Here is a 12,926-nt window from a genome sequence, read left to right on the forward strand (position 1 = left end):
ATGAGAGTCTGTTTATCGATGACCCTCTTTAAAATGGTTAATTTTGCTATATTCAATATGTTCATATAGACGAGTAATCGTTATCCACGTCATGAAATTGGGTGATGAAGCGTATACTTTGTGTTTAAGAATTTGATAACAATGACTTAGTGAACCATTCTAAAAAGAAATAGAGCAAAAGGTATGAGATGAAAGGAATCATATTCACTGAATTTTTGGAGCTTGTTGAAGACAAGTTTGGGCTAGAACTTTTGGAAGAAGTTTTAGAAATGTCAGAAGATGAAGGGATCTACACATCTGTAGGTAGTTACGATCATAAGGCTCTGGTTAAGCTTATTATCAACTTAAGCAAAAAAACGGACATTGATGCCACCATGTTACAGCGCGTGTTCGGGCAATCAGTGTTTAAGAATCTATTGGCCTCTTTACCCAACAAAGCCAGTCTTACCCACAGCAATACTACCTTTCAATTTATTCAGCACGTTGAGCGATACATCCACGTTGAAGTGAAAAAGCTCTACCCAGATGCTGAGCCACCTGAGTTTAGTTTTATCACCACGACGGAAGCTGAATTGGTTTTCGATTATAAAAGCGCACGATGCATGTCGCATGTTTGTTTAGGACTGATTGAAGGGTGTGCTGAATACCACGGAGAATCTATTGAGGTGGAAATGACGCCTCAGAATGATGACCAAAGCGTGGTTAGATTTAATCTCAAAGTAGAAAAGTAATATGGAACTCGCATCGGCCCTAGAAAAGAAACTAAAGCGCCAAATAGCGGCTAGGAAAGCGGCTGAAGCATTATTGGAGCAAAAAAGCCTTGAGCTGTTTGAAGCCAACCAACAGCTTGAACTTGCGCTGCGTCAGCTAGAAAAGCGTTCCAACGCAAATATACGTCGTATTGAGTTTCAGGAGCAAATTGACAATCTATTGATAGACTTTGGCCGCGCGTTTCTTCGGAATGATCTGGATGATGTGATGCTGTCAGAGCTGACCACTAACGTGACTAACAGTTACCTTATTGAAACGAGCCGCTTGATATTACCTTCAAAACTGCTCCCACAACTTCAAACTTACGATTATGGTGACGCATCTATCGGTGATTTCGACCAAGAAATCGAGGAAACTCAATGGAAAGGAGAGCTGTTAACGGTCCCTCTTGAAGTCGAGAAGGTTATTGTTGGGGTACTCATCGTTAAAGCAAACCTATCCGACCAAGATGTTGAATTTATCGAGAGCCAGCTGTTATTGGTAACGGACCTTATCTGCAGTGCAATCACTCATCAGTTAGCCATTAACCGAAACATTGAGTCCCGTAAGAGAGCGGAGGAGTCAGAACGAGCCACGCGCGATTTTGTGGCGATGATTAATCACGAACTAAGGACCCCACTTAATGGCTTACTCGGTAGTGCAGAGTTGATCAGTGACACACAACTGAGCAGCTCTCAACGTGAGATAGTGAATAACCTTAGCCAATCTGGAGAGTTCCTTAGAACCATTATTAATGACCTACTGGATTACAGTAAAATAAATGCTGGTATGTTGGAGCTTATCCCGAAAAAATTTGCGCTCTATGATTTAAGGAACACGATTGAAAGTATCTTCGTCAATCGTGCGAGAGAGAAGCAGCTTGAGTTTAACATTTGTGTCGCGCCTAACGTCCCTTCTTATTTTATTGGTGACTTAGAACGTATCACTCAACTGTTTGTAAACTTAATCGGTAATGCGATTAAGTTTACTGAAGAGGGGCATGTGAATGTCGATATCGAATGGGAGAAAGACCATTTCGTTTTCTCTGTCGAAGATACCGGCGTAGGGATTGCTAAGTCCGCTCATAAAACACTGTTCGAACCTTTTACACAAGCTGATAATTCAAGTAGTCGAAACTACGAAGGCACAGGGCTAGGTTTAGCTATATGTCGTAAGTTGGTTGCGTTGATGAATGGAGACATTGGAGTGACTAGTGTTGTCGATTCCGGAACTACATTTACCATCTCAGTACCTCTTCAAATTGTTGATGTACCGGCAGAGAGCGATAGTATAGCTAAAGGGTTTGAATCTGAGATCGAATTGTCATTGCTTAAAGTGTTGGTGGTGGATGATATAAAGATGAACCAGATCATCATCCAACAAATGCTACGTAAATTCGAGATAGAACCAGCCATCGCTAGCAATGGCGTTGAAGGGGTAGAATTCGCGTCAAACACGGAGTATGACATTGTGTTTATGGATTGCAGAATGCCGCTTATGGATGGCTTTGAAGCAACCGAGAGGCTAAGAGAGAAAGGTTATTCTAAATCTATCGTAGCGCTGACGGCTGGTACTACGTTAGAGGAGCGCGAACGTTGTATTCGTTGTGGAATGAATGACATTCTAAGTAAGCCTTACACGGCTAATGACCTAAAAGAGATCCTCAAAAAGTGGGCTGTTATTCCTGCTAGTGCGACTTAGGAAAGCATTGACCGTCAGTGGTAGTTTATGAGTCTAGAAAATTAAAAAGCCGAAGTGATCATCTCGATGACTTCGGCTTTCTTTATTCTGTTCGCTTATTGCAATATTGTCAGTAAATTACGCTAGCAGTTAAATAGCGTCGGTTTAGCAGCCTTCTAGAACGGGAAGGATGCGACTCAGCTTATCCAGTGTTTCTTGGTATTCAGCAGCACAATCACTATCAAATACCACACCACCGCCAGCCCAAGCATAAAGCGAGTTGTTCTCTGCGACTAATGTACGAATGGTAATGCTAGTGTCCATTCTGCCATTTCGGCTGATGTAGCCAATACTGCCGCAGTATGCTGAACGGCGATGTGGTTCTAACTCTTCAATGATCTGCATAGCACGAACTTTTGGTGCACCAGTAATCGAACCTCCGGGGAAACAAGCTCGTAATAGGTCAGTTGCTGAATATTGATCATCCAGGTCTGCTCGTATGGTGCTTACTAAGTGGTGCACGGCAGGGAAGCTTTCAATATCGAACAACTTTGGTACATGAACTGTGCCCGGTGTTGCCACTCGGCCAATGTCATTACGAAGTAGATCGACGATCATCAAATTCTCCGCCTGATCTTTATCGGCGCTTGCTAGGTCTTGCGCATTGGCATCATCAATTACGTGGTCATCAGAACGAGGACGAGTTCCTTTGATTGGTTTGGTTTCAATCACGTTGTCTTTAAGTTCTAAGAAACGTTCTGGCGAAACACTGATGATTGCGCAGTCGGCCAAGCGTATGAATCCAGAAAAGGGCGCTGAGTTGTACTGCTCTAATTTTTCATAGGCCAGCCATTCGCTACCTTGGTATTTGGCATTGAAGCGCTGTGCCAAGTTAATCTGATAGCAGTCACCCGATAACAGATACTCTTGAACACTATCGAACTTGGTCGCGTAGCTCTGTTCGCTCATGTTCGATTGCCACGGTGTGGTTAGGCGAAATTCTTCTGTTTGAGATTTATCTTTCTGTTCAGATAACCAGTTCCAGTGAGCCTCGATGTTCTGTCCAACCACACACGCTTTCTTGAGCTTGTGATCAACCACGATTGCCCACTCATACAAACCAACTGCCATTTCGGGCGCTTCAATATCCCGTTTTGCGAGTGAAGGGAGTGCCTCGACTCTACGCCCTAAATCATAACTAAAGTAGCCCAATGCGCCACCAACGAATGGCAATTCAGGATGGTCTTTGATTGCAGGTAGTAATTGCTGCTGATATTGGTCGAGTAGTTCGAAAGGATCAGACTCTGAAACCTCGCACGTCTCGTTAACATTAACGGTCGTTTTTACACCGATTGTCTCGAAGATGGCGATGGGTTGAGCAACTAAAATATCGTATCGACTATCAACGTGGCTTTCTGAAGCAGAGCGTAATAGCATTGCCCACGGCAGGTTTTCGATATGGGAAAACAGCTGTTTAGCTAAAGTTGATTGATATTCAAGCGGCTTGATTTGGATAGAGCGAAATTCGTTGTTATTCATTTGTTTAATTTGTGACAAAGAGTTCGATCACTGCATGGCGTGTGAGAGGAAGCAAGAGTATCATAAATTGAAAATAAAATGGGTTCTTGATTAGAACGGAGTAATCCAAGTGGTTTAGTTTAAAGCTATGCAAGCGATTGCTAAAGCAACTAAATACAGCTCAACACAATAAAAAGCTAAACCCACTAATTCGATTTGGCATATATAGCCAAGCTGTGAACCCACATGGAACCAGAACAATAAAGAGGCATGCAATGACGGTTATTCGTAAGCAAGATGTGATCAGCAGTGTCGCTGACGCACTTCAGTACATTTCTTATTATCACCCTTTAGACTTTGTCCAAGCCCTAGAAAAAGCGTACGAGAAAGAAGAGAGCCAAGCAGCAAAAGATGCGATCGCTCAGATTCTTATTAACTCGCGTATGTCTGCGGAAGGCCATCGTCCAATTTGTCAGGATACGGGTATTGTTACTTGTTTCGTGAACATCGGTATGGATGTTAGGTGGGAAACGGATCAGACAGTACAACAAATGGTTGATGAAGGTGTTCGTCAAGCTTACAACAACCCAGATAACCCATTGCGTGCATCTGTCCTAATGGACCCTGCAGGTAAGCGTATTAATACAAAAGACAACACACCAGCGGTTGTCCACATTAATATGGTTCCAGGCGACAAAGTTGAAATTCAAATCGCGGCGAAGGGCGGCGGTTCTGAGAACAAAACGAAGATGGTTATGCTGAACCCTTCTGATGATATTGCAGAGTGGGTAGAGAAGACGCTCCCAACAATGGGTGCGGGCTGGTGTCCACCGGGTATGCTAGGTATAGGCATCGGCGGTACGGCTGAGAAAGCAGCAGTGCTGGCAAAAGAATCTCTGATGGAACACATCGATATTCAAGAGCTTATTGAGAAAGGCCCTGAGAACGCAGAAGAAGAGCTTCGTCTTGATATCTTCAACCGTGTAAACAAGCTAGGTATTGGTGCGCAAGGTCTAGGTGGCCTAACAACGGTTGTTGACGTAAAAATCAAAACAGCACCAACACACGCAGCTTCTAAGCCAGTATGTTTAATCCCAAACTGTGCAGCGACACGCCACGTTCACTTCACGCTAGACGGCAGCGGCCCAGCAGAGCTAACGCCACCTAAGTTAGAAGAATGGCCAGACATCACTTGGGAAGCGGGCGCTAATACACGTCGTGTGAACCTTGATGAAGTGACTAAAGAAGACGTACAAGAGTGGAAGACCGGCGAAACGGTTCTTCTGTCAGGTAAGATCTTAACCGGTCGTGATGCTGCTCATAAACGTATTCAAGGCATGCTAGAAAGCGGCGAAGGCTTACCAGCGGGCGTTGATTTCAAAGGCAAGTTCATTTACTACGTAGGTCCTGTGGATGCAGTAGGTGACGAAGCGGTGGGTCCTGCGGGTCCAACAACGTCAACACGTATGGATAAGTTTACTGACATGATGCTGAACGAAACTGGCATTATGGGCATGATCGGTAAAGCGGAACGTGGCCCTGCAACGGTTGAATCAATCAAAGAGCACAAAGCGGTTTACTTGATGGCGGTAGGCGGTGCTGCTTATTTAGTCGCGAAAGCAATTAAAAAAGCACGCGTTGTTGCGTTTGAAGACTTAGGTATGGAAGCCATTTACGAGTTTGAAGTTGAAGATATGCCAGTAACGGTAGCGGTTGACTCAAACGGCGTGAACGCACACCAGATCGGCCCTGACACGTGGAAAGTGAAAATTGCTGAAGCTGAAAAAGCGTAATTAACCGAAGCAAAAAAATTGTAATTGATGCTAACTTCTGCGTTTGAATTGCGATTTTTGACAGAAAGTTAAAGACAAAAGTGCAGCATTATCTGCACTTTTGTCATATTATCAATGATATAGTGATAAACACATAGTTTGATATAAGAACATAGGAGAGAGGAATGCCTCGTTTTATTCAGATCCTACAGATTATCTTGGCAGTGGTGATTGGTGCTTTTGTTGGTTACGATCTGATCTTGAAAGGGATTAGTATCTTTGATAATAAATACGTGACGATTACTTGTGCGCTTTGGCTAATTGCAGAGATTGCCCTGTTTGTTATCTACAAGTTGATTGAAGACGATTAAAAGTCGGGTACCGTATAAAAATTCTAAAGCCCCTGATTATGAATGTAGTCAGGGGCTTTTATTCATCTAGCATTAAGAATGTGTATTGCATACTTACCACTAGTTAGCAAAAGAACAAGCAAAAGCATACAAACTATCCCGACAGGGAAAGAACATAGGCTACCTCTCTATTATCATAATCAGCTAGCCTAATTATCATGGAGTCGTTCAAATGAAACACCTAACTCAAGAAATGAGTGACTTTATAAGCAGAGGAACGGATTCTCATATTCGAGTAGCGGTCACGGGGCTTTCTCGTGCGGGTAAGACAGCATTCATTACTTCGCTGGTCAATCAGCTTCTTCATACGTCTACCCATAAAAATCTACCACTGCTTGCATCGGCCAGAGATGGAAGAATTATTGGTGCAAAACGGATCCCTCAACACAACATGATGATTCCACGTTTCTCATATGATGAAGCGATGGAGTCGTTAAATGCACAGCCACCAGAATGGCCTGTGCCAACGCGTGATGTCAGTGAGATTCGTCTAGCCATCAAATATAAGCCAGCGAAGGGCGCAAAAAAACTACTGAGTAAAAACAGCACCCTTTATCTCGATATTGTTGATTACCCGGGTGAATGGCTGCTTGATTTACCCTTACTGGATATGGATTTTGAAACCTGGAGTCAGTCTCAATTCGCTGCGTTGAAAGGTGATAGAGAAACCTACTCGCAAGAGTGGAACGTAATGCGTGGTGATATCGACTTGCTAGCAGAAGCGGACGAAAAGAAACTGGTTACCATTGCTGAGAGTTACACTCAATACCTTCATACTTGTAAAAGTAACGGACTGCACTGGGTACAACCGGGTCGATTCGTATTGCCGGGTGAGTTAGAAGGCGCACCTGTGTTGCAGTTTTTCCCCTGCGCAGCACCAGAAGGTAAATCCTCAAAAACAAGTAACTATGCGGTGCTGAAAGCGCGTTATGAAGAGTACCAACAGAAAGTTGTTAAAGCGTTCTACAAGAATCATTTCTCAACCTTCGACAGACAAATTGTGTTGGTGGATTGCTTGCAGCCACTCAATGCGGGTTATGACTCTTTCATGGACATGCGTGGTGCACTTGAACAGTTATTGAAGAGCTTTAAATACGGACGAAGCAATATCTTAAGACGACTGTTTGCACCGAAGATCGACAAGATCTTGTTTGCAGCCACCAAGGCCGACCACGTGACACCGGATCAACATCCAAATCTGGTGTCACTGTTGCAACAGATGGTGCATCCAGCTTGGCAACAGGCGGCGTTTGAACACATTGATATGAGTTGTATGAGTATCGCGTCTATTCAAGCGACTAGCGCAGGTTATATCTCGTCAGGTTCAGACAATGTCCCAGCACTGCAAGGTGTAACTTTGGATAATGTCCCTCAAACCATGTATCCGGGAGAGGTGCCGCGTAAGTTACCCAATAAACAGTATTGGGAAACCAACCAGTTTGATTTCACGAGCTTTAGGCCGATGGAACAACATTCCGATGAGCCTTGCCAACATCTAAGAGTCGACAAGGTTTTAGAGTATCTCATTGGCGACAAGTTAAAGTAATTGAGGCAATCAAAATGAGTGAATTAAAAACGAAACAGGTCTTTGATGAACCATTGAAGACCTCATTTGATGAGCAAGATCATAATGAAACCAGCCCGGATTTAGGCGCTCAACAGCTCTTCACAGAACAAGAAAAATTTGTACCCGTCGCACCGCAAGTGGAAACCGATCTTGATGGTGAAGCTGAGCTGCAATTGGAACAAGTGATTCGACCGAGTAAAAAGAAGAAGTGGTTTGGAACTGGCTTGTTAGTTGCCTTTTCTGGCCTAGTTGGATGGCAAGCCATTGATTCGGTCATCACTGCGATTCAAACTGCCGATTGGCTTGCGTTAGGTTGGGCCGGCTTTATTGCTGCGATTGCGTCATTGGGTTTAGGCGCAATAGGCAAAGAGCTGTGGAAACTGCGCTCTCTGAAAGATCACTTCAGTGTGCAAGAACAGAGTGAAGAGCTACTACAGAGCCAAAGTGTCGGCAAGGGTAAAGCGTTCTGTGAAAACATCGCAAAGCAGGGCGGCATTATTGCTGAGTCACCTTCGTACGATAAATGGCGAAACAGCATCAACCCAGCACACAGCGATGCAGAAGTGTTGGATATGTACGATGCTCTGGTTGTCGCCCAACAAGACAAAGTGGCGACTCAAATTGTGACTAAGTTTTCAACCGAATCGGCTGCTTTGGTGGCTGTGAGCCCGTTAGCTGCTGCGGATATGTTGCTGGTGGCGTGGCGTAATTTCACCATGATAGATAAGCTTGCTGATGTGTATGGCATTGAGCTTGGCTACTGGTCTCGCATTAAGCTGTTTAAACTGGTGTTAATCAATATGGCAGCAGCGGGTGCCAGCGAACTCGCGATTGATGCAAGTATGGACCTTGTCTCGATGGACTTAGCTGGTAAAGTCTCAGCTCGAGCAGGCCAGGGGCTAGGTGTCGGTATCCTCACTGCGAGACTCGGTTTAAAAGCCATGACATTGCTGCGCCCTTTGCCTTGGCACAACGAGCGCAAAGTAAAACTGGCAGACCTCCGTAAAGCAGTCCTTTCTGAAATAAAGCGTATTACTCTCAAATAAAGCATAGGAAGCTCAATAGTTTGAGAAGAAGAGTAAACATATGTTTACTCTTCTTCTTGACTGAACTCAGACCTTAATCCACACTACTGTCAACTTATCCTGACACCTATAATAGGACTATTTGTGCGTCTTGAAGTATTGTGTGAAGACAGACTCGGCTTAACGCGTGAGTTGCTCGATATCTTGGCCTCAAAAAGCATTGATTTAAGAGGAATCGAAATTGATGTTAAAGGCATTATTTACCTAAACTGCCCTGATATCGATTTTGACGCTTTTAGTGAACTTATGGCTGAAATTCGCCGAATTTCAGGTGTAAAGGATGTACGTAAGATCCAATTTATGCCAAGCGAAAGGCATAACACAGAGCTGATTGCTCTGCTGGCAAACCTACCTGACCCTGTGATAGCGATTGACCTTAAAGGCTCCGTCGATATGGCAAACCACGCTGCATTGAACCTCTTCAACAAGCAAGAAGACGAAGTCATCGGTGAACCGCTAGCGACGTTCGTCCCTAGCTTTAACTTTGCTCGTTGGATCGAAGGTGAAGTAACACGCCACCGTGAAGTTGTTGTGTTGGATGGCTTGGACTTCTCTATTGAAATCCTACCGATCTACCTTGGTGGTGATGTGAATGAAGCGGTATTGGCAAGCGCAGTAATGACGATTCGTTCTTGTAACCAAGAGATGAATACGCCAGACGCAATCCCTGAACAGAACAACTTAGGTTTTGAACACTTTGTTGGTGTTTCTAATCGCCATAAAGCGTTAATCAGCCAAGCTAAGAAACTGGCGATGCTGGATCAGCCTTTGCTGATTGAGGGTGATACAGGTACAGGTAAAGAGATGTTGGCGAAAGCGTGTCATAACCGCTCGAACCGCTCATCTTTCCCATTCTTGATTCTGAGCTGTGCATCGATGCCTGATGACGTAGCGGAAACCGAGCTGTTTGGTCACGCCCCGGGTTCATTCAACCATGAGCAAGGACATAAAGGTATTTTCGAGCAAGCGAATGGCGGTACCGTATTCTTAGATGAAATTGGCGAAATGAGCCCGCATCTACAAATCAAACTGCTGCGTTTCTTGCAAGATGGTTCATTCCGTCGTGTTGGTGAAGAAGAAGAGATGCACGCTGATGTTCGTATTATTGCATCAACGCGTCATCGTCTTTCTGAATTAGCAGACTCGGGTTCGTTCCGTGAAGATTTGTTCTATCGCTTGAATGTACTGACTTTGTCTATTCCAGCATTGCGTGAACGATCTAACGACGTAGCGCCGCTGTTGGAACTGTTCGTTGCGAAATACGCGCAACAGTTAGGCATGTTAAAACCAAAACTGACTCAAGAGTTAATTGACCAGCTTGGTAATTACCAATGGCCGGGCAACATTCGTCAGTTAGATAACATGGTTCTACGTGCACTAACAGAGTTAGATTCAGACACGCTAACGGTTGAGCAATTCCACTTACCACAGCTTGAAACCATGACAGCAGGAATGGCGAATCTAAGCTTAGATGGTTCTCTGGATGAGATCATGAAAGACTATGAATCTCAGATTTTAGAGAAGCTTTACCAGTCGTTCCCATCAAGCCGTAAGCTTGCAAAACGTTTGAATGTTTCTCACACCTCAATTGCCAACAAACTGCGCGATTACGGTATTAGAAAGAACTGATCGAATAAGAACAAGATTATGGAAGATTTGAGCACACCAGAACGCATTTATAAGCGCGATGGAAACCTGATTCTACGCACCGCTGAGATAGACGATGCGAACATGATCAGCGAGTACTTTCAAACTAACCGAGAGTACCTTAAGCCTTGGGAACCGATTCGCGAAGATGAGTTTTTTGATAGAACAGGCTGGGCGCAGCGCCTAATTAAGCTCAATGAGCTTCATAAAATGGGACTCGGCTACTACTGTTTATTGATTAATGCAGACTCTAACGAAATGTTAGGGACAATCTCGTTCAGTAATTTGTCCCGTTTCCCGTTCTACGCGTGTAACGTTGGTTACTCACTCGCAGAGCGCGCTCAGGGCCACGGTTACATGCGCAGAGGTTTGAGCATGGCGAAGGACTACATGTTTGATGTGCAGAACATGCACCGCTTAATGGCGGGCTATATGCCTCACAATGAGCGAAGTGCTGGCGTGTTGGAACATCTTGGTTTTGTTCGCGAAGGTTTTGCCAAAGACTACCTACAGATTAACGGTAAATGGGAAGACCATATACTGACCGCGTTAGTTAACCCAAACTGGGAAGACAAACGTAATGTTTAAATAAATAGTATTTAAGCGCATAAGTTAACAGCGAATTTAAAGGCAGCGAATATCAAGCGATAATACATCGCCGCTGTATCAAAAAAGAACATATGGGCATGGTAGATCCATCAGCCTGAGAAGATATTTGAGGAATTTTGATGTCATACACAACTTTGGACGAATACCAAAGAAAATGGATTTTTACTCACCAGTCAATGCCACTGCCAGCTGAGGACTTGGAAAAGATCAAACCAATGACACAGGCGAGAGCATCTCAGTTCTGGAAAGAGAACGTGAGCCCTCAAAGCCCAGATGCAGAAAGACTGAGCTCGCAAGACTGGCCAAGTAAAGCATCGAACTGGAATGAAGAGATCAGCTGGATGGCGCATTGGGAGGCGGATGAGCCAGAAATGCCAGAAGAGATTCTTAACTTTATTGATTGGCAAGATGACGTAACTGTTTATTTTTGTTACGAAAAATACAATGTTCTTGAAACCAAATGGGCGATTTTTAAGAAGCATTGGAAGAACTTTTTGTTCTACGATGATGGCCCGATTCTACTAGGTCGCCGTCGTTCAGAAGCACTTTGGTTTGCTACAAATGGCACGGTGAAAATCGGTAACCGAGCATAAGCTGAAATCGAGTTTTAAGCGGTAGAAAAGCGAGCATAGTGCTCGCTTTTTTTATTTTAGTTGGGCGTAACGTTTACTCATTTTGTTTTCGTACATTTGATCATCCGTTAGTCGAATTAACTCTTCGATAGGTGGAATATTTGACGAGTAAATAAGTGAACCATGGCTAAAAGTTGCATGGCAATCTATACCCAGTTTTTGGGAGTGTTTGTTAAAGTCGGATTGCACTCGGCTTATTATCTTATTTAGAGAGTCTTCGGTGATGTCTCTACACAATAAGATAAACTCATCTCCTCCAAGTCTTCCACAAATATCAGCCTCACGAGTGTTACGTTGAAGTGAATGAGAGAAAGACTTTATATATTGGTCGCCAATATTATGTCCGAAGTTATCATTAACATACTTGAGCCCGTCGATATCAAAATAAACAGTTCCGATACTGACACCACTTTCTATAGTGCTATCGATGAATCTTGGTGACTCATTTAATATAGCTCTGCGATTAAATACTTGAGTCAATTCGTCGTGATTAGACGTGTACTTCAACTTACGTACTTGTTCCGCAGTATGTACTTCTCTTTCCAATAGCGCACGAATACTCTCCATTAAATTTATCTGTATTGGTTTATAAGAGGTCTCTTTAGTATCTAGCGCACAAAGTGTCGCAAACATGCTGCCGTCCGACTGGAAGATAGGCAAGCCAAGATAAGAGACATAGCCCATCTGGGTGAGTTCGGGATTGTCGCTCCACTCTTCTTTACCAGAAGCATTTTTCACATAAAGCATGGCCTTGGTTTCCATCACTTTCTTACAGTACAAATTGATGTCTCTAGGGATGATTTTACCGGGGTTTGCTTTAACACCTGGTGAAGAAGACATCGCAATGTTTTGGAATCCAACTTCTGATGTAAGAATAAGTCCAACGGCAGGGGCATTAAGCACTTCTGCTATGTTATTGAGCATACTTTTCCATAAAGAGAGGTCCATTTCTTTCACTAGATCATTGATGGCATATTTAGAGCTGGATTGATAGATATTGGTAAATGGCATGAATGATCACCTTTTTGGAATGTCATACCGTTGACTGTAATGTCAATTTTCTGCCTTTGCAATCTGAAATAATGTATTTCCTTTCGTTTGTATTTTTAATAAGACAAAGGCATAGCCCATAGGAGGTGTGTTTATAAAAACCATATAAAAAACACTTCGACCATATTTATTTTTTAATAAAAATAAGTGAATCCTATCTGTTTAAATAATGTACTTATAAAGCGATTTTCGATATGCAAATCACA

The 12,926-nt window shown here is 43.5% G+C and carries 11 protein-coding genes; 9 read left to right on the top strand and 2 right to left on the bottom strand.

Annotated features, from left to right (window positions below):
- The first annotated feature begins 188 nt into the window (after positions 1-188).
- Together OCV56_RS06225 and OCV56_RS06230 are read left to right on the top strand one after the other, a co-directional pair.
- Entirely contained in the window at positions 189-731 is a 543-nt protein-coding gene (locus OCV56_RS06225; RefSeq protein ID WP_086713123.1) for a heme NO-binding domain-containing protein, read from the top strand.
- A 1-nt stretch (position 732) separates the two neighbouring features.
- Positions 733-2,451: an ATP-binding protein gene (locus OCV56_RS06230; RefSeq protein ID WP_086713124.1), complete on the top strand. Its 1,719-nt coding sequence runs from the start codon at positions 733-735 to the stop codon at positions 2,449-2,451.
- A gap of 144 nt (positions 2,452-2,595) precedes the next feature.
- Here OCV56_RS06230 and pabB read toward each other — a convergent pair whose 3' ends face one another.
- Positions 2,596-3,969 carry an aminodeoxychorismate synthase component I gene (gene pabB / locus OCV56_RS06235; protein ID WP_086713125.1) on the bottom strand — a complete coding sequence of 458 codons (1,374 nt, stop codon included), beginning with the start codon at positions 3,967-3,969 and terminating at the stop codon, positions 2,596-2,598.
- A 254-nt stretch (positions 3,970-4,223) separates the two neighbouring features.
- Here pabB and OCV56_RS06240 point away from each other — a divergent pair, with 254 nt between their 5' ends.
- The 7 genes from OCV56_RS06240 (at position 4,224) to OCV56_RS06270 (ending at position 11,631) form a co-directional block, all read left to right on the top strand.
- Positions 4,224-5,741 carry a fumarate hydratase gene (locus OCV56_RS06240; protein WP_086713126.1) on the top strand — a complete coding sequence of 506 codons (1,518 nt, stop codon included), beginning with the start codon at positions 4,224-4,226 and terminating at the stop codon, positions 5,739-5,741.
- 164 nt (positions 5,742-5,905) lie between these two features.
- Positions 5,906-6,091 (top strand): hypothetical protein, encoded by a 186-nt coding sequence (locus OCV56_RS06245; protein ID WP_004734731.1) that lies wholly within the window; start codon positions 5,906-5,908, stop codon positions 6,089-6,091.
- 211 nt (positions 6,092-6,302) lie between these two features.
- The gene (locus OCV56_RS06250; RefSeq protein WP_086713127.1) at positions 6,303-7,676 is read left to right on the top strand and encodes a YcjX family GTP-binding protein; all 1,374 of its coding nucleotides are present in this window, start codon (positions 6,303-6,305) and stop codon (positions 7,674-7,676) included.
- A gap of 14 nt (positions 7,677-7,690) precedes the next feature.
- Positions 7,691-8,743, top strand: coding sequence for a YcjF family protein (locus tag OCV56_RS06255; RefSeq protein WP_086713128.1), 1,053 nt, complete (start codon positions 7,691-7,693; stop codon positions 8,741-8,743).
- Between the two features lie 123 nt (positions 8,744-8,866).
- Positions 8,867-10,411 (top strand): transcriptional regulator TyrR, encoded by a 1,545-nt coding sequence (tyrR, locus tag OCV56_RS06260; protein WP_086713129.1) that lies wholly within the window; start codon positions 8,867-8,869, stop codon positions 10,409-10,411.
- 18 nt (positions 10,412-10,429) lie between these two features.
- Positions 10,430-11,017, top strand: a complete 588-nt coding sequence (rimJ, locus tag OCV56_RS06265; protein WP_086713130.1) for a ribosomal protein S5-alanine N-acetyltransferase — start codon at positions 10,430-10,432, stop codon at positions 11,015-11,017.
- Positions 11,018-11,157: 140 nt separating this feature from the next.
- On the top strand, positions 11,158-11,631 hold the full coding sequence (locus tag OCV56_RS06270) for a DUF2947 domain-containing protein (RefSeq protein ID WP_048664809.1): 474 nt from the start codon (positions 11,158-11,160) through the stop codon (positions 11,629-11,631).
- A gap of 51 nt (positions 11,632-11,682) precedes the next feature.
- Here OCV56_RS06270 and OCV56_RS06275 read toward each other — a convergent pair whose 3' ends face one another.
- On the bottom strand, positions 11,683-12,681 hold the full coding sequence (locus tag OCV56_RS06275) for a sensor domain-containing diguanylate cyclase (protein ID WP_086713131.1): 999 nt from the start codon (positions 12,679-12,681) through the stop codon (positions 11,683-11,685).
- Positions 12,682-12,926 lie beyond the last annotated feature (245 nt).

The organism is Vibrio gigantis (assembly GCF_024347515.1).
Lineage (GTDB): Bacteria > Pseudomonadota > Gammaproteobacteria > Enterobacterales > Vibrionaceae > Vibrio > Vibrio gigantis.